Genomic DNA, 21,729 nt, shown 5'->3' on the forward strand with positions numbered 1-21,729 from the left:
GGTGACGCGCTGGAAACGCACTTGGTTTTGAAGCTATTCCTGGTCCTCGAACACGCTCAGGATCTCTTCCAGCGGCTTCTTGATCTTGGCGACAGCCGGTACCGTGGCGTCTTCCGCGGGATGGCCGACGGCCAGGATCATGACCGGCTTTTCCGCTTCCGGTCGGTTCAGGATCCCGTTGAGGAATTTCATCGGGTTGGGCGTGTGCGTCAGGGTTGAAAGCCCCGCATGGTGAAGTGCGGTGATCAGGAGGCCGGTGGCGATGCCGACACTTTCGGGAACGTAGTAGTGCTTGTAGCGGGTGCCGTCGTCGAAGGTGCCCCAGCGCTGCGCGAAAATCACGATCAGCCATGGGGCGATGTCCAGATGCGGCTTGTCCGCGTCGGTGCCGATGGGCTCCAGTGCCTTGATCCATTCGTCGCCCGCACCGCCATCGTAGAACTTGCGTTCTTCCTCCTCGGCAGCCAGGCGGATCTTGTGCTTCAGGTCGGCATTGGAAATCGCCACGAAATGCCATGGCTGATGATTGGCGCCGCTCGGGGCCGTTCCGGCAGCGCGGATGCAGGCTTCGATGATGGAACGGTCCACAGGACGGTCCGAGAAATGGCGAACCGTATGGCGGGTGCGCACATCGTCATAAAAGTCCTGCGCACGGGCCAGCATTTCCTTGTCGTCGTAAATTCGCCGATCCGGCAGCGGCAACGGTTGGTAATCCAGGGCTGATTTGGAAATCATGTTTTTTGTCCATTTGCATTGCCGACCGGCGGATTCGCAAGGAATCCGGGCCGCGCAATCTCCTCCCACTATGCACCGTTAAGTATGGATCGACTGACCGGGCGTCAGGCAACTAAAAATCCGATCCACCGGCTTCACAACTTGAACCAAGCCCGCCTATGCTCGTCTTTGAAACGCCAAATGGCCTTGATGAAAAAATAACCTTGACCAGTGACATGGCACCTTTCTAGATTTTCTTGACCAATTGGTCAGCACTGTTCGTTGAGAAGGCAAAATGCCCCGGCGTCCGGATGCGGCCAAACAGCCGGAAGAGGATCAGGCGGCCGGGAACCGCTCCGAGGTCCGCACCGGTTAGGGTTTGAAGTTCCAGAGAAGGGTGAGTCCGACAGCGGCTCGCCCATAACCAGTAGGGGAATGGCAATGAAGGCATTGAAAAGTCTGGCGCTCGCGTCTGTCCTGGGCGCAAGCCTGGTGTCAGGTGCGGCCAACGCCGCGGACGAGCTGACACTGCAGCTTAAGTGGGTCACACAGGGCCAGTTTGCCGGCTATTACGTGGCCAAGGACAAGGGCTTTTACGACGAAGAAGGCCTGGACGTAACGATCAAGCCGGGCGGTCCGGACATTGCGCCGCCGCAGGTTATCGCCGGTGGCGGAGCCGACGTGATCATCGACTGGATGCCGTCCGCCCTTGCATCGCGCGAAAAGGGTGTGCCGCTTGTCAACATCGCACAGCCGTTCAAGAAGTCCGGCATGATGCTGACCTGCCTGAAGGAAACCGGCATCACCTCACCGGAAGACTTCAAGGGCCGGACACTCGGCGTCTGGTTCTTCGGTAACGAATATCCGTTCCTGTCCTGGATGAGCCAGCTCGGCATTCCGACCGACGGTGGCGACGAAGGCGTGACCGTTCTGAAGCAGGGCTTCAACGTCGATCCGCTGCTGCAGAAGCAGGCCGACTGCATCTCCACCATGACCTACAACGAATATTGGCAGGTCATCGATGCCGGCATTCCGGAAGAAGACCTGATCGTCTTCAAATACGAAGACCAGGGTGTCGCCACGCTGGAAGACGGTCTCTACGTTCTGGAATCCAGCCTGGACGACCCGGCAATGGTCGACAAGCTCGCCCGCTTCGTGAAGGCCTCCATGAAGGGCTGGGCCTATTCCGCCGAAAACCCGGAAGAAGCTGCTGAAATCGTTCTGGAAAACGACGCCACTGGCGCGCAGACCGAAAAGCATCAGATCCGCATGGTCGGCGAAATCAACAAGCTGGTTGATGGATCTGACGGCAAACTGGACATGTCTGCCTATGAGCGCACCGTGAAGTCCCTCCTGTCCGGCGGGTCCGACCCGGTCATCACCAAGGAGCCGGAAGGCGCCACAACAACGGTCGTCACCGACAAGATGTAACGTCAATCGGGCAGCCGGGGCGGAAATTGTTCCGGCTGCCTTTGCCTCATGCCTGCCAAGGCACTAAAAATTAAAGGTTTGAACCCAGACTGCTTCGCTGACAAAAGCTTGGGATTTTGAAAGCGAAATGCGCGATCTGTCTGGAAAAACAGACAAATTCGACCTGGTTCATTCCGCGGCGGAGACAGTATCCGACGAACCGCGCCGGATGACCGCGGGCGTTTTCGGCATTTCTTCCAGCCTCGTCATCATTTTGATGTTCTGCGCGGTGATTTTTTCTTTCGGCGCCGTGCTGTTCAAGGTGCTGGTCGCGGAGCGCGAAGCTGCGATGCGGGAGACCAAATCAGTCGCGCGTGTCTTCCAGAACCACAAGCAGTTGCTGTTGCGTGAAATGGAGCGCTACGCCGCTTCCAACGCCGCCTATCAGAATATCGATACCAATCTGTCGCCTGACTGGATCGAGGCCAGGTTCGGCGTCGACATGGCCCTGGATTTCGCCCACGACTACACAGTGCTTTTCGGTCCGGACAGCAAGGTCCTCTTTTCTTCCAACTTCCACGGCAAGGAGAGAGCGGAAGACTTTTCCAAGAGCGTCCAGACGGGCATTACCGGCACGCTGGACAGCATACGCGGCAATTACGTCAAAGCCTTGGTCCGGTCAGAACCAGGCGAAGTCCGCTTCACCGGGACTTTGGCCGACATTTCGGCCATCGACATCGTCGAGATCAACGATCACCCCTTCATCGTCGCGGCCTTTGCGATCGTACCGGATCCCGGTGGGATCGAAATGTCCTTTGGGCCGCCGAACGTTCTCGTCAACGCATTCGAGATCGATGCGGCGCATCTCAGCAATCTTCTGTCCAGCCTCGCCCTCGACAATCTGAAATTCGCTTCGGAAATTCCCGACGGAATGATCGGTACCCCGGTTCAGAACGGGTCCGGCACGGTGCTTGGTTATCTCGCCTGGTATCCGATGAGCCAGTCGTCGGGGATCATCCTGTCTTCGATACCCGTTCTCCTGCTGTCACTCGGGGTCATTCTGACGGTGGCCCTGATTGCCCTCCGGCAGAATGCCAACGCCAGGGCACGGCTGGCAGCCCGTGAACAGGAAGCCCGTTACGCCGCCAATCACGATTCCCTGACAGGCTTCGTCACACGCGGATATTTCCACGCCACAGCCACGAAAAGGCTTGCCTTGCGCAAGGATCAGCAGCGTGGCGCCTGGATCATTTATCTCGACGTCGACAACCTCAAGCAAGTGAACGACATCTACGGGCACACCGTGGGCGACAGCCTGGTGGTTGCTCAGGCCGAACGCATCAGATCGGTGCTCGGCCCGTTCGACCTGGTTGCGCGCAGCGGTGGCGATGAATTCCTGATCCTGACGGAGCGTTGGGAAACGCCGGAGCAGGCCGTTGAGGAAGCGGGCAAGCTGTTTGAAAAGCTGCGGCAGCCGTTCGACTATGAAGGCAAGCGCATTGAAACGTCCGTAAGCGCGGGTATTGCCCGCTTCCCGGACCACGGCCAGACACTGACAGGTCTTGTTCGCGCTGCCGATATCGCCCTGCAGCGCTGCAAGATGGAGCAGAAAAGCTCGTTCCGGATTTACGACGAGCGGATGGACGACCTTCTGCGCGAACGGCGCGAGATCCGTGTGGATCTTGATTCAGCCCTGCGTGAAGAGCAATTCGACCTGTTCTATCAGCCGATCGTTGACGCCCGGTCGGGCGAACTGGCCTTCTATGAAGCCCTGATCCGCTGGCGGCATCCAAGCCGCGGCCTGGTGCCGCCTGCAATGTTCCTGCCGGTTGCCCAGGATGCTGGACTGATGCCTGTGATCGGTGCCTGGGTGCTGGAGCGGGCACTTCACGATGCCTGCAGCTGGATGCAGACCGGCGTGTCGGTCAATGTCTGCACAAGCCAGATCCAGGCCACAGGTTTCGCGGACAAGGTCGAGGCACTGCTGCATAAATACGACTTTCCTCCGGAAAGGCTTGTTCTCGAAATCACCGAGGACCTGATGCTGGAGGAAAGCGCGCAGACGCGGAACACCATTCTCAAGCTGCGCGATCTTGGCGTCGGGCTTGCCATTGACGACTTCGGCACAGGATTTTCCAGCCTGAACTACCTGCACAAGTATCGCTTCGACAAGATGAAGATCGACCGCAGTTTCGTGTCGCGTATCGGCGAGGACGAGGAAGCGGACATGGTCATCCGCTCCATGCTGAGCCTTGCCCGGGTAATGGGCATGCAAAGCGTCGGCGAAGGGGTCGAGACGGAAGCTCAGCGCGACTTCCTGGTGGAGGCGGGTTGCGAGTTCCTGCAGGGCTATCTCTTCGACAGGCCGCTGCCGTTCAACGAGTTGATGCCGCCTGATCCTTTGTCGCGGATGGAAGGCATCCGTCGAGCCGGCGGTTGATCTGCCTGCTTGCAGCAATCCCTTTCAAGGTTCCCTAGACTGAAAAGCGAACAAAAAAACGCGGGCAAGGGAGGATCCTGCCCGCGTTGAAGGTGACCGCCGGAGCTTTGCCTATTCGGCTGCTTCCTTGACGGCCATCGGGTTGTTCGGGTGCGTCGTCCAGTTGGCGTAGTCCTTTTCGACGGGCTTCTTGGTGCGTGGGTCGATGCTGCCGGCCTCCATGGGCTCCATGGTGATGCAGCCTTCGATCGGGCAGACATTGACGCACAGGTTGCAGCCGACGCATTCCTCGTCGATCACCTCGAACTTGCGAACGCCGTCCACCATGTTGGTGATCGCCTGGTGGGACGTGTCCTCACAGGCGATGTGGCAGCGGCCGCATTCGATGCAAAGATCCTGATCGATCTTGGCCTTGGCGATGTAGTTGAGGTTGAGGTACTGCCAGTCGGACACATTCGGTACCGCGCTGCCGACAAACTGGTCGACGGACGTATAGCCTTTGGTGTCCATCCAGTCGCTGAGGCCTTCGATCATGTCCTCGACAACCCGGAAGCCATAGGTCATTGCGGCCGTGCAGACCTGCACAGAGCCTGCGCCAAGCGCCATGAACTCGGCCGCGTCACGCCAGGTGGTCACGCCGCCGATGCCGGAAATCGGCAATCCGTGGGTCACCGGGTCGCGGGCGATTTCGGCGACCATGTTGAGTGCAATCGGCTTTACGGCCGGGCCGCAATAACCGCCGTGCGCACCTTTGCCGTCGACAGAGGGAGACGGCGACATGATGTCGAGGTCGACACCCATGATCGAGTTGATGGTGTTGATCAGCGAAACAGCATCAGCACCACCCGCCTTGGCGGCCTGCGCCGGCTTGCGGACATCGGTGATGTTCGGTGTCAGCTTCACGATGCAGGGCATGCGCGAATGCTGCTTCACCCAGCGGGTGACCATTTCGATGTATTCCGGCACCTGGCCGACGGCGGAGCCCATGCCGCGTTCGCTCATGCCGTGCGGGCAACCGAAGTTCAGTTCGACACCGTCGGCTTCGGTTTCTTCGACGCGGCGGAGGATGTCGATCCAGTTCTGCTCCTCGCAGGGCACCATCAGCGAGACGACGAGCGCCCGGTCCGGCCAGTCGCGCTTCACCTGCTTGATCTCGCGCAGGTTCACTTCCAGCGGACGGTCGGTGATCAGTTCGATGTTGTTGAGGCCGATCAGCTGCCGGTCCTTGCCATGGATCGCGCCGTAGCGCGGACCGTTGACGTTGACCACCGCCGGATCTTCCCCAAGCGTCTTCCAGACGACGCCACCCCAGCCGGCCTTGAAGGCCCGGACGACGTTATATTCCTTGTCCGTCGGCGGCGCGGATGCCAGCCAGAACGGGTTCGGCGATTTGATGCCGATAAAATCAGTACGCAAGTCAGCCATGGTGGCTCTCCCTCAAATCGGTGGCGCCGAGCGCGTCAGCTGCTGCCGGGCGCTCAGGTTTCAGGCGCGCAAGTCTCAGGCGGTCAGGGCAGCGTTAATGCTCTCGGCGGCAATCTTGCCATCCTCGACAGCGGCAACCGTGAGGTCTTCACCGCCCAGCACGCAGTCACCGCCCGCCCATACATCGGCAAGGCTGGTCTTGCGGTCCGCATCAACCACGATGCGACCCTTTTCAAGGGACAGCGCATCGCCGAGATCCGCTTGCACCAGGGTCTGGCCAACGGCTTTGAACACCATGTCCGCAGGCAGGGTGATGACTTCGCCTGTACCGGTCAGGGAACCATTCTGCTCCTGGGTCCGCTCCAGTTCAATCGCGGTAATCGCACCGTTTTCACCGACAAGGCCCTTCGGCTGGGCCCAGGTCATGATCCGGACGCCGCTGGTCTGGGCCAGCTGCTGTTCGTATTCGGAGGCGTTCATCCGGTCCTGACCGCGGCGATAGGCGATCGTGACGTCTTCGGCGCCCAGCAATTTGGTCTGGACCGCAATGTCGACCGCAGTCATGCCGCCGCCGATCACCACGATGCGCCGGCCAACCGGAAGCTGGGAAAGATCCTTCGACTGACGCAGGTCGGCAATGTAGTCGACGGCATCGATCGAGCCGCTCTTTTCTTCGCCTTCAAGGTCAAGCGCATTGACGCCGCCAAGACCGATGCCGAGGAACACGGCATCATATTCGGCACGCAGGGTCGCAAGATCCAGATTGGTGCCGAGGCGCATGCCGGTCCGGACTTCGATACCGCCGATGGACAGGATGAAATCCACTTCCCGCGCGGCAAAGTCGTCGACCGACTTGTAGGAGGCGATACCGTATTCGTTGAGGCCGCCGGCTTTTTCGCGGGCATCGAACAGGGTGACGTCGTGACCGTGCACCGCCAGCCGGTGGGCGCAGGAAAGACCCGCAGGTCCGGCGCCGACGACGGCAACCTTCTTGCCGGTTGCAGCAGCGCGCGTGAACGGCGTCGAGCTGAACTCCGACATGAAGTGATCAGTCGAATACCGCTGCAACTCGCCGATCTTCACCGGCTTGCCTTCGGCAACTTCGCGCACGCAGACCTGTTCACACAGTGTCTCGGTCGGGCAGACGCGGGCACACATGCCGCCCAGAATGTTCTGGGCGAAAATGGTTTTCGCGGCCCCGGTCGGGTTCCCGGTCGAGATCTGGCGAATGAACTGCGGAATGTCGATGCTGGTCGGGCATGCCTGCATGCAAGGGGCGTCGTAGCAGAAGTAGCAACGGTCGGCTTCGACCTGCGCTTCGTGCTGGTCCAGCAGCGGGTGCAGGTCGCTGAAATTCTCAGCGTATGCGTCCTCAGGCAAGCGCCCGGCGGCAATGTCCGGGCCGGCTTTGGTCTGGGTCATGGAGATCTCCGGAAGGTTGGCGATCGTTTTCAAGGTGGCTTCCTTCGTTTGATGAGGAAGCTCAGGAAGCATTGGAAGAAAATTTGAACAGTTAGTCAAATTTTTTTTGGAATGATTAAAAACTTGAGGGAAAAAATCAGCAATAAAATTACCGGAAAAACAGCACCTTAACGCAAAAAAGGCGCTGTGATGAAATTTGCGCCATGGCGCAAAATCCGGCCTGACAGCTGCCTGTCACGGTGTATTGGCGGGGAAAACAGGACAGATCAACGCGCACGCACGCCAAAGAGCTCCGGCGCACCTGTGTGCACCAGAGTTGAAGCGGCCGCCAGGCAAACTGGTAGCGTTGGTTCCGGAACCGTGTCCGGTTAGTGCGAGTGGTGTGACAGGCGCAGGGGCGCTGTCTGACGGGGGCTTTGAACCCGTCCGGCCACATTCTGGAACGCGAGCACAAGACTGACTGCAACAAGAGTTGCAGGCCACAAGATCGATGTGACCAGAACTCCCAGCAGCCGCTTTGGTGTGCTCAGTCCGCTATCAAGCAATTCCGCAGACGACAGGATCAGAAACACCAGCGTAACGGCGCCATAGAGGACGGCTCCCATGAAGAACAGGAGATACATGTCGGTTACCCACCTTACATTTTACCCAATGCCGCATCCCGAGCCTCAATGCGGCGTCCTACCTCGCACATCACAAGGCAAATCTTTGGTGTAAATGTGGCCGTTTCGCTTCTGGGTAGGCATAGGTGCGCCCAAACTTTCGCCATCCAGGTCGGGCGGGTTAACCCGGAATGCAGCGCATCTCCTTGGGGAACTCCCGCTAACTGCATGGTTAACAAAAGGTTTCCGGATTTGCAGTGGTGGGAAAATGACCGGTTTCAGCCTGTTTTCGGAACCCTGCGCCTGTGGACATGTTTGTGGACAGAAAAGGAAAATTTTTTTCGATTGAGTACAAAGTGGCGGACGGATGTCGCCATATTTTGCTCCGGGTCGGTAAAGGGCTTGAAACCCACTGCGCACAAAAAGGCAGCGGGCTGAAGACATAATGATGCTTTTCAAGTGTCGCCGACTTGCCTACGCCAAACAGGAACGCATCACGGCAACAGAGTTGGGGCAGCGCCGATGGCCAAGCATTTCTTCTGGAACGAATTGAATGCCTCGGATTTCGCGGCGCTTGATCCCGAGCGGACCATCGCAATCCTGCCGACCGCCTCGACCGAGCAACATGGCCCGCATCTGCCGATCGCGACCGATGTCGCAATCGCCCAGGGAATGCTTGCCGAAACGCGCAAACAGCTGCCGGAAGATCTCGATATCCTGGTGTTGCCTGTGCAGGAAATCGGCAAGGCGAACGAACATGTCTACGGCCCGGGAACATTGTCTCTCGGGGCTGAGTTGCTGATCCCCGTCTGGACCGCCATTGGCCAGAAAGTGTCGGAAGCCGGCATTCGCAAGATGGTGATCGTCAATTCCCATGGTGGCAACACCGACATCATCAGCATCGTCTCGCGCGAACTGCGCGTGCGTTACGAAATGGCTGTTCTGGTGACGCATTGGGGCCGGTTCGGTCATCCGGACGGCATGATTTCCGCTCACGAGTCCAAATTCGGTATTCACGGCGGCGAGGTCGAAACGTCCTTGATGCTGCATTTCCGGCCTGAACTGGTCCGCATGGACAAGGCCGAGAACTTCGTCTCAAAAGCCGAAGAAATGCTGGAAAACTCCAAATACATCCAGCCGACCCCGCCCCACGCCCTGGCCTGGATCGCCCACGATCTCAACCCGGCGGGCGTCGTTGGTGATGCCTCCAGGGGGACGGCGGAAAAAGGAGCGGTGATCAGTGCTCATCAGGCCGCCGGTTTCATTGAGATGCTGCGTGACTTCACAGCCTATTCGCTGACCAACCTGTATAAGCCATAACGATCTTCGGATCTTAAACGGGCAGGTTGCCTTCCCGTTGCAATTCCTCCACCTGAGCAACGAGTTCCTGCAGCAGGAATTCGACGAACAGGCTTGTTGCCGCGTCCATCGAGGCTCGTGCCCGAGTAAACAGCTTCATCGGTTGATGATGTGTCCGGGCAACGTTCAGCGGTCGGAAAACAAGCTCGCCCCGCCGGCATTCGGCCAGAACGTCCAGTGGATTGAGCAGGCTGATGCCGATGCCGCGCCGGACAAGCTGGCGAACCGTTTCCGAGGAGTTCGTTTCCAGGATCGGCTCCACCGGGATCGGCACGGACGACAGCACCAGATTGATCACGTCCCGCAGGCTGGTTCCTGATTGGGCCAGCACCAGACGCTCCTGAACCACATCCACGAGATCGACCGGCCCGGTTTCCTGTGCCAGTTTGTGTCCGGGCGGAACCACCGCACCAATGGGAATGTCGAAGGTGGCCAGCGTCCGCAGGCCCGGCGTTGCGGCGATGTTGAAGCCGAGGCCGATGTCGACTTCGCCTGTCAGGACCGGATTGATGGTCGTCGTGCCGCCGTCACTGCGCAGCTTGATGTGAACGCGCGGGTTCTTCTCGATGAACTTCGCGATGATTTCCGACAACGGCCCCGAGGCTAGGCCGACGGTCGTCACCAGTGAGACCTGCCCGGCCTGCGGCATTTTCAGCGCCCGGATCCGGGTCTCTAGCCTGGCATAGTCTTTCAGAACGCCGCGGATATGTTCAACGCACAGCTCTCCAGCCGCGGTGAGCCGCAGCCCGCGCGGCAGGCGTTCGAACAGGGGAACGCCGAATTCCTCTTCCAGGGCAAGGATTTGCCGGTTGATGGCGGAGGACGACACATTCAGCCGATCAGCTGCCTTCCGAATGGAACCGCAGCGCGCGATCTCATCCAGGTAAAGCAGCTTGCGGGAGTGGAGCAGGGCCAAGAAGTGCCTCCTTTTTGTGCATGCGGCACAATTGATCGTCAGAAAAGATAGCGATGACAATAAGGCATCGCTGCAGGCGAATTTTGATGCTTTTCAACGTGCGCTGCAAGGGATCAAATATTTTCGGAAATGTGCGGTTTCACGGTAGTTTTGTTTTACTGGAGGGTACGAAATGACAGTTTTCCCATCTGCGAAGACGCTTCTCGCAGCGGTTCTTCTCACCGGAACCGCCACTCACCAGGCATTGGCGCTGGATGAGGTCAGCTACGGCACCAACTGGCTCGCGCAGGCGGAACACGGCGGGTTTTACCAGGCCGTTGCCGACGGCACCTACGAGAAATACGGCCTGAAGGTCACGATCGCGCCGGGCGGCCCGCAGGCCGCCAACGATGCGCTGCTGATCTCCGGCAAGATCGATTTTTACATGGGCGGGACGCTGAAGGGCTTCGACTACGTCAAGGAAGGCATTCCGCTGATCAACGTCGCCAGCATCTTCCAGAAGGATCCGCAGATCCTCGTGGCGCATCCCGATCAGGGCATCGACAAGTTCACCGACCTTGCCAAGCTTGAAACCATCTACATGGGCAAGGACGGCTACGTCACCTATTTCGAGTGGATGAAGAAGAACTTCGAAGGCTTCTCCGACGCCCAGTTCAAGCCTTACACCTTCAACCCGGCTCCTTTCATCGTCGATCCCAAGTCCGCGCAGCAGGGCTATCTGACCTCCGAGCCGTATGAAATCGAAAACCAGGCGGGTTGGGCGCCGAAAGTGTTCCTTCTGGCTGATGAAGGCTGGACGCCCTACTCGACCATGATCACCACTTCCAAGGCGCTGGTCGAGGAAAACCCGGATCTGGTGCAGCGTTTCGTCGATGCCTCCATCGAGGGCTGGTACAACTACCTGTATGGCGACAACGCCGCGGCAAACGAGTTGATCAAGAAAGACAACCCGGAAATGACCGACGGTCAGCTCGCCTATTCCCTTGCGAAGATGAAGGAATACGGCATCGTGGATTCCGGCGACACGGAAGAGAAGGGCATCGGTTGCATGACCGACGAGCATTTCAAGGCGTTCTTCGATACGCTGGCCTCGATCGCCGTCGTGGATGCCCCTCTTGACTACAAGCAGTCCTACACTACGGACTTCGTCTGCAAGGGCGTCGGCCTCGACCTGAAGAAGTAAGCCGGTTTGGCAAATCCATTCCGCTTCGCGCCACGGCGTGCGAAGCGGCCGCCTCCAGATGCAGAGTTGAGCATGGTCATCGCCGAACAGGGCAGCGCAGAAACGAAGACGCCGTCGGCCCGCAGTGTGAAATCGTCCCGCCCGCTGGTGGCGATGGATAATGTTTCGAAGGTATTCTCCAACGGGACGCTGGCCCTGTCCGGCATGTCCATGACGGTCCGGCCCGGAGAGTTCATAAGTTTGCTGGGGCCGTCCGGTTGCGGCAAGTCGACCGCGCTCAGGATCATCGCCGGCCTTGGCGGCGTATCGGAAGGCGAAATCGACTGGCCGAGTTTCCGCATCAACTCCAGAGGGCTGCCTGACGGCGACATCAGCTTCGTGTTTCAGGAACCGACGCTGATGCCCTGGCAGACCGTCTTCGGCAACGTCTACCTTCCCCTGCGCCTCAAGGGCATCTCGAAGAAAGCGGCATCGGAACGGATCATGACCGCGCTGGAAAGCGTAGGTCTGAAGGACTTCGCCGATGCCTATCCGCGCGAACTTTCCGGCGGCATGAAGATGCGTGTCTCCATTGCGCGTGCGCTGGTAACCGAGCCCAAGCTGCTGTTGATGGACGAACCCTTCGCGGCCCTTGACGAGATCACGCGCCAAAAGCTGAATGACGATGTGCTGGCGCTCTGGAAGGCGACCGGCATCACGGTGATCTTCGTGACCCATTCCGTTTATGAATCCGCCTATCTGGCAAACCGGATCGTCGTGATGAAAGCCCGGCCCGGCCGCGTGCACTCGGACTTTCCCCTGCACACCAGTCTGGAGCGGGATGCGCAGTACCGTACCTCCGAGGAGTACAGGCAGGCCTGCGCGGAAGTCTCCGCCATGCTGTCGGAAGCCATGGGAGGCGAGGAGCACTGATGACCGCACCAGCAAACGAAACACTGGCACCCGCCGACGTGCTGCAGGAACCAGACAGCGAAGCGCAGGTCGCGCGCAAAAGGCCGGCATCAGCAGCCAAGCTGCCGACAAAGGAAAGCGCGGCCGCTGCCAAGCGGCGGGAGCGTATCCTGACGGTTCTGGTGCCGATCTTCGTCATCGCAGGCTTGATCGCGCTCTGGCAGGTCATGGTCACCGTGAATGACATTCCCCACTACATTCTTCCCGGTCCGGGCCTGGTGGTGAATTCGCTGATGTCCGACTGGCACATCCTGCTGCCCGCCCTTTGGGTGACGACCAAGATCACGCTTGCCTCCCTTGCGTTGGCGTTGATCGGCGGTGGCGGCATGGCGATCCTGCTTGTGCAGTCGCGCTGGATCGAGACGGCGCTCTATCCGATCACCGTTATCCTGCAGGTCACGCCGATCATTGCGATCGCTCCGCTGATCCTGATCTATGCTCCGTCAACACAGGCAGCGCTTTTGATTTGCGCCTTTGTGGTCGCCTTCTTCCCGATCCTGTCCAACATGGTGCAGGGCCTGAAAAGCGTGGATCACAACCTCCTGAACCTGTTTGAACTTTACGGCGCCTCGCGCTGGCAGACGCTGATCTATCTGAAGCTGCCGGCTTCCCTGCCGTATTTCATGACCGGCCTTCGCATCGGGGGCGGCCTTGCGTTGATTGCGGCGGTCGTTGCCGAATTTGCGGCCGGATCGGCCGGTGCAGGCTCGGGACTTGCCTTCCGCCTTCTGGAATCCCAGTTCCGGCTCAATATTTCACGTCTGTTCGCAGCGCTGTTCCTGCTTGCCAGCCTGGGTGTGCTGATCTTCGCTTTGACGTCCTTCATCTCCTGGTGGACACTGCATCGCTGGCACGAAAGCAGCCTGAAGCGGGAAAACTGATGACACTCGACCTTCCCAAAACCGGCCGGTTCGCGCTGCGCACCGCAACCCTGCCCGCCGCAGTCACGCCGGGGTCGGCGCTTCCTGCGCGCGAGGGCCTGTCGTCGGCCGATCTGATCGTCGCAGACGGTCGCATTGAGGCCATCCTACCGGCTGGGGCAGCCCCTGCGGACATCGAAAGCGTTGATCTGCAAAGGCGCATGGTCTGGCCCTGTTTTGCCGACATGCACACCCACATCGACAAGGGTCATATCTGGGACCGGCAACCCAACCCGACCGGCGATTTCGACGGTGCACTTGCCGCCGTCAGGGCCGACCGGGAGGCAAACTGGACGGCCAGGGACGTTGAAACGCGCATGGACTTCTCCCTGCGCTGTGCCTATGCGCATGGGACCAGCCTCCTGCGCACCCATCTCGACAGCCTGGCACCGCAGCACCGGATTTCCTTCGAGGTGTTCGCCGACATGCGCGAACGCTGGAAAGACCGGATCGCCCTGCAGGCTGCCGCCCTGTTTCCGATCGATGCCATCGATGACGACGCCTATTTTTCCGACCTGGTGGAGGTCGTCGTGGCAAACGGCGGGCTGCTTGGCGGCGTGACCTTCCCGTTGCCGGATCTAGACCGCAGGCTGGATATCCTGTTTCGCACGGCTGCGGACAACGGCCTCGATATCGACCTGCATGTTGATGAGACCCAGGATGCCAACGTCCTGACGCTGCTTGCTATTGCGGAAGCCAAGCTGCGCAACGGGTTCGAAGGCGCGGTGACAGTCGGCCATTGCTGTTCCCTGGCGCGCCAGGACGACGACAAGGCCAAGGCGACAATCGACAAGGTGCGGGAGGCAGGCCTATCCGTCGTTTCCCTGCCCATGTGCAACATGTATCTGCAGGACCGGCACCCGGGCCGCACACCGCGTTCGCGTGGCGTCACACTGCTGCACGAACTGCGGGCCGCAGGCGTGCCGGTGGCCGTTTCATCGGACAATACCCGCGATCCTTTCTACGCCTATGGCGATCTCGACATGGTGGAAGTGTTCCGCGAGGCGGTGCGTATTGCGCATCTGGACCACCCGCTTGATGATGCGGCCAAGGTGGTCACCAGCCTTCCGGCCGACATTCTGCAAGTTCCCGAAGCCGGGCGGATTGCCGAGGGGCTGGGCGCCGATCTCGTCATCTTCAACGCTCGAAGCTGGAGCGAATTTCTGTCCCGTCCGCAGGCGGACCGCATCGTGATGCGGAATGGCATGGGCATCGACCGTCGCCTGCCGGATTATTCTGAACTTGACCCGCTGACGAAAGGCTGACCATGGCCGATTACGAGACAATCAAGGCCGAACTTGATGGCATTGCGGTTGAGGACAATCCGCGTCTGGTTCAGGCCAAGAGCCGTGACTTCTACTGGTATTCGCCGGTCCTCAAGGCCCAGCTCGACAACGTCACCGGAGATCTTCTGGTCTCGCCGAAAAATGAAGCCGAAGTCATAAAGGTTCTGAAAACGGCATTCGCCCACGGTGTGCCGGTCACGCCGCGTGGTGCGGGCACGGGCAACTATGGCCAGGCGATGCCGCTGTCCGGCGGCATCGTGCTCGATATGTCGAAGATGGACGAGGTCAAGGAAATCGCACCGGGCCGGGTCGTCTGCGGTCCGGGCATCGTCATTGCCAAGCTCGACAAGATTACAAAGGAACATTCGGGCCAGGAACTGCGCTTCCATCCTTCAACCGCGCAAACCGCGACCATCGGCGGCTTCATCGCCGGTGGCTCCGGCGGTGTCGGTTCGGTTCACTGGGGCGGCCTGCGCGATCTCGGCAACATCCTGCGCCTGCGCATCGTCACCATGGAAGCCGAGCCCCGGGTGATCGAGCTGTCCACCTGGGACCTGCAGAAGGTCAGTCATGCCTATGGCACCAACGGTATCATCACCGAAGTCGAAATGCCGCTGACGACGGCCCATGACTGGGTGGACGTGATCGTCGGCCATGAAAACTTCATGGACGCGGTCGTCTTTTCCGACAAGCTGGCACGCAGCAACGGTATTCTGCTGAAGGAAGTCGCCCCGATTGCTGCACCCATTCCGTTCGATTTCTTCACGCGGCACAAGCCCTGGCTGAAGGAAGGCGAGGCGGTCACCGTGCTGATGGTGGCGCCGCATTCCATGTCGGCAATGCTTGCGCTTGCGGAACGGATGAAGGGCGAAGTGCGTTTCCGGTCGGACGAAGTGGAAAGCATGAAGGGCATTCCGCATGTCTATGAGCTTGCCTGGAACCACACGACACTGCGGGCGCTGAAATTCGACAGTTCCTTCACCTACCTGCAGACGCAGTATCCGGGCCCGAACCACGTGGAGCTTGTGCGCAAGACCACCGAAATGTTCCCGGGCGAGATCTTCGGACACCTGGAGTTCCTGCGGTTCGATGGTCAGGTGCAATGTTCCGGCCTTCCCCTGATCCGCTACACGACGGAAGAACGGCTGGACGAGATCATCCGGCTGCACGAGGAAAACGGCTGCCGGGTGTTCAACCCGCATCGCTACACCCTTGAGGAAGGCGGCATGAAACAGACCGACCAGGTCCAGCTCGCCTTCAAGAAGGAGACAGACCCGGAGGGATTGCTCAATCCGGGCAAGATGATCGCCTGGGACAATCCGGACTTCGACTTCAATTCCGGCCAGAACTATCTTTTCCCGGGCCTTCAGGCCTTTGCCGAGGCCTGATCAGATGCGCGTACTTGTTCTCCATTCCCACCCGCAGGAGCACAGTTTCGGCCGTGCGCTCTATCACAAGACCTGTGAAAGCCTGGCGAAGGCCGGGCATGAGGTCGACGGCTGCAATCTCTATGAGGAAGGGTTCGACCCCGTCCTCTCCGCCCGCGACAGGGACATCTATCACACGGTCCCCGACAACCGGGAGCTGGTCGACAATTACTGCGAGCGCCTGCTGGCGGCGGAAGGTCTGGTCATCTGCACGCCGGTCTGGAACTTCGGCTTTCCCGCGATGCTGAAAGGTTACTTCGACCGTGTCTGGCTGCCGGGCGTTTCGTTTCATCTGGAAGACGGCACCTTGACGCCGACCTTGCGCCATATCCGCAAGATGGCGGCCGTCATGACCTATGGCGGCAGCCGGTGGCGGGCGTTTCTGGTTGGCGATCCGCCGCGCAAGGTGGTCAATCGGGTCATCCGGGCACAGATCAAGATCGGTGCACCGGTGAAATATCTGGCCCATTACGACATGAACAACTGCACCCCGGCCTCGACCGGTGCCTTTCTGGAGAAGGTCGGCAAGGAAATGGAGCGGTTCTGACACCGCTCCAGGCTGGCTGGGCTAGAACACCTTCGCCGCGGTCACTTCCACTTCCACCAGAAATTCCGGACGCGTGAAGCCGCCAACCACCAACAGGGTCGAGACCGGTTTCAGCGCTCCGGTGTAGCGGTCTCGAACGGCCATATAGTCCGCGAAATCTTCCCGCCGCGTGACGAAGCCGGAAATGCGGATGACGTCCTCGAAGCCCATCTCCGCTTCCTTCAGGATCGCGGCGATGGCGTCGAAGCAAACTTCGGCCTGACCGGTCACGTCCGGCGGGATCGTATCGTCCGGCCGGATGCCGAGCTGGCCGGAGGTCACCAGCAGGCTGGCGCCGGGTGGCACGTAAAGGCCGTGATTGTACTGCCCGAAGGGTGTTCGAACGGAAGGAGGATTGAAGGATTTCTTGTCGGTTGGACCGGCCATGAGCGCAGGTTCTCCAGAAATTGCATCTTGTCATGCATGTTCCGGTATAAGAGCCGGAAAGTCATTGAAAAAATGCAGCTTTTCTGAATTTACGATGGCATCGCGAACCAGTTATTCAGTACCAGAAAGGTGCCTTGCCGGGGCCTACTCCGGATACCAGAGCTTTGCCTTTTCCGCACCCCGTTCAATGATCACGTGACCGTTGGCAAAGACCCGGTAGCCGTGGCTCCAGTCGCCGTCCGGCCATTTGATTCGCACGTTGGCACGTTCCGCTACACCCAGGCCGAAGTGAACGAAGCCCATCTGGCCGGAGGCATGACCTGCCCCTACCTGGATGTCCTTCACCACGGTCCGGTTTCCCGTCTTCACGCTGATCTTGGCACCCACTGCGCGGGAGTTGGGTTTGCCCGGCTGGCGCACGTCCACAGCCAGCCAGTTGCCGAGCTGTTTCGGTTCTTCTGCCGTGCCCTGTCCGGTATTCCGGAACAGGCTCACCGGTCCGGATCGGTTGACGACAACGAGATCCACCAGTCCGTCGGCGTTGAAATCCGCCAGACCCGCCCCGCGTCCGCGCCGGTTCAGCGCAATCCCGGCGGTGTCGCCGGTTTCCACAAAGCGGCCGTCCCATTGGCCGAGCAAGAGATTGTCCGGGTCATAGGCCGCGAAGTCGGGCATGGCTTCCACATTGCCCTTGGCAATGAAGAGGTCCCAGAGCCCGTCATTGTTGACGTCCTGAAACTCGGAATGCCATCCGGTTGAGGGTTTCAGGTCTTCGCCCGCATAGGGCCGGTGCGCAGTAACGCCGAGGTCGAAGGCAATGTCCTGATAGACCGGCACGGTCTCGTCCGATTCCGGGTCGAGCTTCTGCAGCTTGGTGTCGCCCATGCTGGTGAGCGCAAACTCGGGAAAACCGTCCACATCCAGGTCGATGGACGCAATGCCCATGCCCCAGATCTTCAGGTGTTGCCAGCCATCGGACTTGCGATAGGGGCGAGGCGGCCTGCCGGGCGCAACGGCCCAGAGCTGCTCCTCGCCACCGCGGTAATATTGCCGGTCGTTCGAGATCCTGAGCGCTGGTTCGCCGGAGCGGTTCCAGTCGGTGAACAGCATCGACAAGCTGCAATATCCGGGCGACAGACGGGTTGCTTCCGCGTAGAGCGGGCTGCCGTCCTCCGCCTTTTCCGGCCGGAACAGGAAGTTGTCGTGACAGGTGCCCCAGGGCGAACCGGGGGCAGAACGATCGACATAATTGCCAAAGGCAAGCGTTGGATAATCGAGCCCTGGTTCGTAGGTGGCGGAAAAGGAAGTGCTCCATTCGCGGCCGCCGTCGAAGCCAAGGGCCCGGTTGGCAACCTCGAACGTACAGGCGCCCTTGCCTTCCAGGATCAGGTTTTCACCCAGGCGCAGCACGACGAGATCCAGGATGTCGTCGTTATTGATGTCGAGCGGATAGGCGCCGAGCACGCCGGTGGCCTGTTTTTCGTTGAGGCCTGTTTCCATAGCGGTGAATTTCAGCGCACCTGCCACACGGCTTTCGTTGCGAAAAAGCTGCGCCGGGTTCTTGCCTCCGGCAAAGAACAGATCCGGCTTGCGGTCGCCATCGCAATCGAAGATCGCGGTGCCGCCACCAACGAAGAATTCCCACGCACCGTCATAGGAATGCTCGACGCCCGCAGCTGAAGCCTCTTCAACAAACGAGGGAACGGGCGCAACGGAAACCTGACGGGTGTCGTCTGCCAGAGCCGGGGCCGCAAGGCTTACGCTCAACAGCGCACCGGACACGGAAAGGCTGAAAGGCTTCATTCCGCGATCTCCAGGCTGCGCAGGAAGGCGATGATCGTCTGCTGCTCTGTTTCCGTCAGACCTGCATAGGCCTTGCGGCTGTCGGAAGCAGCGCCGCCATGGGCCAGGATTGCCTCTTCCAGCGTCGTGATATCGCCCCGGTGCCCATAGGGCGCCGTGCTGCCGATGCCCCAGAGTTCGGACGTGATGAAAACGTCGCGCGCAACAAAGCGTTGGGCCAGCAGTTCATTGCCGAAGGTGTCATGGGCCGCATCGGCAATCGTGTGGCGCTTCAGGTCGCCGTAAAGGGGTACCAGCACCCGGCCCTGGTCATCGCGCGGCAGGGCCTTCACCCAGTCCAGCGTGCCGAGGTCAAGTTCGAGCGGTGCCTTCACGTCGCTCTGGCGCAGGGTACCGGCGGTGTCGAACGGGCCGGGATCCTGAAAGATGAGGCTTTCGAGCGGCAATTCGGGAATGTGGCACGAGCTGCAGCCAATGGTGCCGAAAAGCGCTTCTCCCTTTGCCGCCGCCTGCTGCCAGACATCCGGCAGATCCTGTTTTCGGGTGGGCGCGGGAAGCGTTGCCTGGAAAGCGACCAGCGCCGAGATCTGACCCGGCGAAATTTCGCCCGTATGGCCATCACCGTCGAAGTCGTCCGATCCTGTCCACTCGGCGCCGAACCGCTCGACCGCCTGTATGCCATGATGATCGTTGGTGGCGTTCACGCTGAACTGACGAAGCGAGGCAAAGACACCCTTCTGGCTGAAAGGTCGCAAGGTCAGGTCGTCGTCGATACCCTCGAGACGGGAAACGTCCAGTGTCCCGTCAGGAAAGGCGGTCAACTTGCCGAAGGAGACCCCCTTCGTTTCCAGGCTGACGGTTTCTTCCTGACCGCTTTTCCGCACCCTGGCCAGCAGATCCGTCCGCTGGCTGCGCAGGTCCGTGGTCATTTCCCGGGCAAGCAATTCGATCAGCCCGGCTCCCTGAAGCGCGACCGTGTTGCGCTCGTTGGAAAACTGGGGATCCGTGGTGTCGAAGTCGGCGCTTTCGAAGCCTTCGGAAACGAACACGTTTGCTGTGAACGCACCGGAACCACCGATTACAGGCTCATTGTGGCAGGAAGAGCAGGAATTGGCGTCCATTCCAGCAAGACGCTGGAACGCCTGCGGTGCCTTGCGGCGCACTTTTGTCGGCACGATAGCCCGTGTCGCGTCCGGCCGGCCTGCGCCATCCAGTGTGGTGAACTTGGCCTTGAACAGCTCTTCTCCAAGCGGCTGCAGCACGGTGATCGCATCTTCGCCCGATTGCGCCAGGGCGTCGATATCGACGTCTTCCTTGATGGCCCGTTCGCTCCAGGGTGCGGGATCGGCAAGTGCTGATGCAGGCAGGGTGATGCCGAGGACGAGAGCAGAGATTGCGAGCCGGGATTTGCCTGTCATGCCGTCGCCTCCTTGCGGTCGAGCCGGGCTATGCGGCCTGAGGGCGGAGTTGCGTTGCCGAGAAAATCCTTGTCGAGACGTTCCATCGACTGGGCGATCAGGCCGCTGCGAATGAAGTCCTCATTCCAAGGCATCACGTCCAGGGAGAAATTGTTCCTGAGATCGGAAACGAGAGCCTCTTCAAGCCCTTCCCACATGCCTTTTTCCATGAAGGAGAAGGCACGCATCGCAGCGCCGGTCAGCACCACGCGCTTGGGGTCGATCATCGCAATCACCCGGGCAAGACCATAGCCCAGAACCCGGCCTGCCTCGTGAAACGCGTTGCAGGCGTCCTTGTCTCCCGAGCCGGCCAGTTCGATCAACCGGGCAAGGCCGCTGACGCCCGCCTTGATGGTGCCCGGATCGGTGTTCTCCGGCAGATGCGAGGCAGCCCGCACCAGCGCGTAATCGGATAGATACGCCTCAAGGCAGCCCTTCTTGCCGCATCGGCAGAGCGCCCCGCCGGGCAGATGGTTGGCATGGCCGAACTCGGCGGCCGTGCCGCTTGCTCCCGAAAACAGCCGGTTGTCGAGGTAGAGCCCCATGCCGACACCGTAATCGAGCATGATCACGGCAAATGTCCCGCTGTACTTGTTCGGATCCGACCAGTGCAGCGCTTCGGTGATCATGTTGGTGTCGTTGGAAATGTAGCAATCCGCCCCGAAGGCTTCGTGCAATGGACCGACGACAGGGATCTTGCGCCCGGCAAAGGCGGGGCTCCAGGCAACGACGCCGGTTTCCGTTTCGACGACACCCTGTGCGGCAACGCCGATTTCCCGAACCCGTGACGGGCCGATGCCGGCCTCGTCGAGGAACTGCCTGATCGCGGTGATCAGGGTTTCGGGAAAGCTGTCGGCATCTTCGGTGGCACTGTCAAAATGGCTGCGCCTGTCGCACACCACCTCGCCGGCGAAATTCACCAGCGACAGGTCGATGTTGTTGACCGACAGACGGACGCCAACCGTATAGACCGCGTCCGGCTTGAGCTTCAAAAGGGTGCGTGGCCGTCCACGCGCCTGGGGTGTTTTGGGCTCCTCGCTCTCCAGGCTCAGGATCAATCCCTGGTCCAGAAGATCGGAGGTGATGGCCGTCACCGTCGCGGGGCTCAGCCGTGTCATCTGGCCGAGATCTATCCGCGCCATAGGGCCGTTCCGGCGCAGGGCCTGTAGAACAATACTTCTGTTTTGCCGCCGGATCTGATCCCGGTCCGCCTTGCGTGTCATGCTCGCTCAGCTCTTCCCAAGGTGTTTCCTCTGTCCCGGGTTTCTCCCGGTTTTCCTGCTTCTCACCGGGTGTGTCAAACCCCGCGGAACAGTGTTTTGCAAAACCATGTTGACAGGAGCAGCGCTTTCCTGCAACTTTTTTTCGGGCACCAAAAAAAATAACAATAAGGCTGTCCTTTCTGAAGGCGCCTCGAAAAGGCGCTTCGACACTGACGCAT

At 60.0% G+C, this 21,729-nt stretch carries 18 protein-coding genes; 9 read left to right on the forward strand and 9 right to left on the reverse strand.

The features are described 5' to 3' along the window. Window positions 1-33: 33 nt before the first annotated feature. Window positions 34-735, reverse strand: coding sequence for a nitroreductase family protein (locus ACVDG9_RS00345; protein WP_022999268.1), 702 nt, complete (start codon window positions 733-735; stop codon window positions 34-36). A gap of 420 nt (window positions 736-1,155) precedes the next feature. Between ACVDG9_RS00345 and ACVDG9_RS00350 the strand changes: the two genes are divergently transcribed. Both ACVDG9_RS00350 and ACVDG9_RS00355 read left to right on the forward strand, forming a co-directional pair. Next, on the forward strand, window positions 1,156-2,145 hold the full coding sequence (locus ACVDG9_RS00350; protein WP_022999267.1) for an ABC transporter substrate-binding protein: 990 nt from the start codon (window positions 1,156-1,158) through the stop codon (window positions 2,143-2,145). 127 nt (window positions 2,146-2,272) lie between these two features. Further along, on the forward strand, window positions 2,273-4,564 hold the full coding sequence (locus ACVDG9_RS00355) for a putative bifunctional diguanylate cyclase/phosphodiesterase (protein ID WP_447237031.1): 2,292 nt from the start codon (window positions 2,273-2,275) through the stop codon (window positions 4,562-4,564). 111 nt (window positions 4,565-4,675) lie between these two features. Here the strand turns inward: ACVDG9_RS00355 and preA are convergent, their stop codons facing one another. The 3 genes from preA to ACVDG9_RS00370 form a co-directional block, all read right to left on the reverse strand. Then, window positions 4,676-5,989 (reverse strand): NAD-dependent dihydropyrimidine dehydrogenase subunit PreA, encoded by a 1,314-nt coding sequence (gene preA, locus ACVDG9_RS00360; RefSeq protein WP_022999265.1) that lies wholly within the window; start codon window positions 5,987-5,989, stop codon window positions 4,676-4,678. 75 nt (window positions 5,990-6,064) lie between these two features. Further along, on the reverse strand, window positions 6,065-7,411 hold the full coding sequence (locus tag ACVDG9_RS00365; protein WP_447237032.1) for an NAD(P)-dependent oxidoreductase: 1,347 nt from the start codon (window positions 7,409-7,411) through the stop codon (window positions 6,065-6,067). A gap of 368 nt (window positions 7,412-7,779) precedes the next feature. Further along, a complete protein-coding gene (locus ACVDG9_RS00370; RefSeq protein ID WP_022999263.1) occupies window positions 7,780-8,034 on the reverse strand; it encodes a hypothetical protein in 255 nt (84 codons plus the stop codon). Between the two features lie 501 nt (window positions 8,035-8,535). Here ACVDG9_RS00370 and ACVDG9_RS00375 point away from each other — a divergent pair. Continuing rightward, a complete protein-coding gene (locus ACVDG9_RS00375; protein ID WP_055656929.1) occupies window positions 8,536-9,333 on the forward strand; it encodes a creatininase family protein in 798 nt (265 codons plus the stop codon). A gap of 13 nt (window positions 9,334-9,346) precedes the next feature. Here ACVDG9_RS00375 and ACVDG9_RS00380 read toward each other — a convergent pair whose 3' ends face one another. Beyond that, complete coding sequence (locus ACVDG9_RS00380; RefSeq protein ID WP_031268748.1) at window positions 9,347-10,282, reverse strand: LysR family transcriptional regulator; 936 nt, start codon at window positions 10,280-10,282, stop codon at window positions 9,347-9,349. A 178-nt stretch (window positions 10,283-10,460) separates the two neighbouring features. Between ACVDG9_RS00380 and ACVDG9_RS00385 the strand changes: the two genes are divergently transcribed. The 6 genes from ACVDG9_RS00385 (at window position 10,461) to ACVDG9_RS00410 (ending at window position 16,602) form a co-directional block, all read left to right on the forward strand. Then, window positions 10,461-11,471 (forward strand): ABC transporter substrate-binding protein, encoded by a 1,011-nt coding sequence (locus tag ACVDG9_RS00385; protein ID WP_447237033.1) that lies wholly within the window; start codon window positions 10,461-10,463, stop codon window positions 11,469-11,471. A 72-nt stretch (window positions 11,472-11,543) separates the two neighbouring features. Then, on the forward strand, window positions 11,544-12,383 hold the full coding sequence (locus ACVDG9_RS00390; RefSeq protein ID WP_205838498.1) for an ABC transporter ATP-binding protein: 840 nt from the start codon (window positions 11,544-11,546) through the stop codon (window positions 12,381-12,383). Beyond that, window positions 12,383-13,303, forward strand: coding sequence for an ABC transporter permease (locus ACVDG9_RS00395; RefSeq protein ID WP_201030437.1), 921 nt, complete (start codon window positions 12,383-12,385; stop codon window positions 13,301-13,303). Before ACVDG9_RS00390 ends, ACVDG9_RS00395 begins: the two co-directional genes overlap by 1 nt. After that, the gene (locus tag ACVDG9_RS00400; protein ID WP_075283390.1) at window positions 13,303-14,607 is read left to right on the forward strand and encodes a cytosine deaminase; all 1,305 of its coding nucleotides are present in this window, start codon (window positions 13,303-13,305) and stop codon (window positions 14,605-14,607) included. The genes ACVDG9_RS00395 and ACVDG9_RS00400 overlap by 1 nt, the downstream gene beginning before the upstream one ends. Before the next feature lie 2 nt (window positions 14,608-14,609). Then, window positions 14,610-16,016 carry an FAD-binding oxidoreductase gene (locus ACVDG9_RS00405; protein ID WP_447237034.1) on the forward strand — a complete coding sequence of 469 codons (1,407 nt, stop codon included), beginning with the start codon at window positions 14,610-14,612 and terminating at the stop codon, window positions 16,014-16,016. A 4-nt stretch (window positions 16,017-16,020) separates the two neighbouring features. Continuing rightward, a complete protein-coding gene (locus ACVDG9_RS00410; protein WP_022999255.1) occupies window positions 16,021-16,602 on the forward strand; it encodes an NAD(P)H-dependent oxidoreductase in 582 nt (193 codons plus the stop codon). Window positions 16,603-16,623: 21 nt separating this feature from the next. Here ACVDG9_RS00410 and ACVDG9_RS00415 read toward each other — a convergent pair whose 3' ends face one another. From ACVDG9_RS00415 to ACVDG9_RS00430, 4 genes are all read right to left on the reverse strand, one after another. Further along, entirely contained in the window at window positions 16,624-17,028 is a 405-nt protein-coding gene (locus ACVDG9_RS00415) for a RidA family protein (protein ID WP_447237035.1), read from the reverse strand. A gap of 144 nt (window positions 17,029-17,172) precedes the next feature. Continuing rightward, window positions 17,173-18,831 carry a CRTAC1 family protein gene (locus ACVDG9_RS00420; protein WP_447237036.1) on the reverse strand — a complete coding sequence of 553 codons (1,659 nt, stop codon included), beginning with the start codon at window positions 18,829-18,831 and terminating at the stop codon, window positions 17,173-17,175. Beyond that, window positions 18,828-20,249 carry a di-heme oxidoredictase family protein gene (locus ACVDG9_RS00425; RefSeq protein WP_447237037.1) on the reverse strand — a complete coding sequence of 474 codons (1,422 nt, stop codon included), beginning with the start codon at window positions 20,247-20,249 and terminating at the stop codon, window positions 18,828-18,830. Before ACVDG9_RS00425 ends, ACVDG9_RS00420 begins: the two co-directional genes overlap by 4 nt. Beyond that, window positions 20,246-21,430 carry an ROK family protein gene (locus ACVDG9_RS00430; RefSeq protein WP_208984363.1) on the reverse strand — a complete coding sequence of 395 codons (1,185 nt, stop codon included), beginning with the start codon at window positions 21,428-21,430 and terminating at the stop codon, window positions 20,246-20,248. The genes ACVDG9_RS00425 and ACVDG9_RS00430 overlap by 4 nt, the downstream gene beginning before the upstream one ends. Between the last annotated feature and the right edge of the window lie 299 nt (window positions 21,431-21,729).

This window comes from Roseibium sp. RP-7 (assembly GCF_053005225.1).

Bases quoted from the DNA above. Each gene is read 5' to 3' on its own strand.
- ACVDG9_RS00345 (WP_022999268.1), bottom strand. From the start codon at position 735: ATGATTTCCAAATCAGCCCTGGATTACCAACCGTTGCCGCTGCCGGAT.
- ACVDG9_RS00350 (WP_022999267.1), top strand. From the start codon at position 1,156: ATGAAGGCATTGAAAAGTCTGGCGCTCGCGTCTGTCCTGGGCGCAAGC.
- ACVDG9_RS00355 (WP_447237031.1), top strand. From the start codon at position 2,273: ATGCGCGATCTGTCTGGAAAAACAGACAAATTCGACCTGGTTCATTCC.
- preA (WP_022999265.1), bottom strand. From the start codon at position 5,989: ATGGCTGACTTGCGTACTGATTTTATCGGCATCAAATCGCCGAACCCG.
- ACVDG9_RS00365 (WP_447237032.1), bottom strand. From the start codon at position 7,411: ATGACCCAGACCAAAGCCGGCCCGGACATTGCCGCCGGGCGCTTGCCT.
- ACVDG9_RS00370 (WP_022999263.1), bottom strand. From the start codon at position 8,034: ATGTATCTCCTGTTCTTCATGGGAGCCGTCCTCTATGGCGCCGTTACG.
- ACVDG9_RS00375 (WP_055656929.1), top strand. From the start codon at position 8,536: ATGGCCAAGCATTTCTTCTGGAACGAATTGAATGCCTCGGATTTCGCG.
- ACVDG9_RS00385 (WP_447237033.1), top strand. From the start codon at position 10,461: ATGACAGTTTTCCCATCTGCGAAGACGCTTCTCGCAGCGGTTCTTCTC.
- ACVDG9_RS00390 (WP_205838498.1), top strand. From the start codon at position 11,544: ATGGTCATCGCCGAACAGGGCAGCGCAGAAACGAAGACGCCGTCGGCC.
- ACVDG9_RS00395 (WP_201030437.1), top strand. From the start codon at position 12,383: ATGACCGCACCAGCAAACGAAACACTGGCACCCGCCGACGTGCTGCAG.
- ACVDG9_RS00400 (WP_075283390.1), top strand. From the start codon at position 13,303: ATGACACTCGACCTTCCCAAAACCGGCCGGTTCGCGCTGCGCACCGCA.
- ACVDG9_RS00405 (WP_447237034.1), top strand. From the start codon at position 14,610: ATGGCCGATTACGAGACAATCAAGGCCGAACTTGATGGCATTGCGGTT.
- ACVDG9_RS00410 (WP_022999255.1), top strand. From the start codon at position 16,021: ATGCGCGTACTTGTTCTCCATTCCCACCCGCAGGAGCACAGTTTCGGC.
- ACVDG9_RS00415 (WP_447237035.1), bottom strand. From the start codon at position 17,028: ATGGCCGGTCCAACCGACAAGAAATCCTTCAATCCTCCTTCCGTTCGA.
- ACVDG9_RS00420 (WP_447237036.1), bottom strand. From the start codon at position 18,831: ATGAAGCCTTTCAGCCTTTCCGTGTCCGGTGCGCTGTTGAGCGTAAGC.
- ACVDG9_RS00425 (WP_447237037.1), bottom strand. From the start codon at position 20,249: ATGACAGGCAAATCCCGGCTCGCAATCTCTGCTCTCGTCCTCGGCATC.
- ACVDG9_RS00430 (WP_208984363.1), bottom strand. From the start codon at position 21,430: ATGGCGCGGATAGATCTCGGCCAGATGACACGGCTGAGCCCCGCGACG.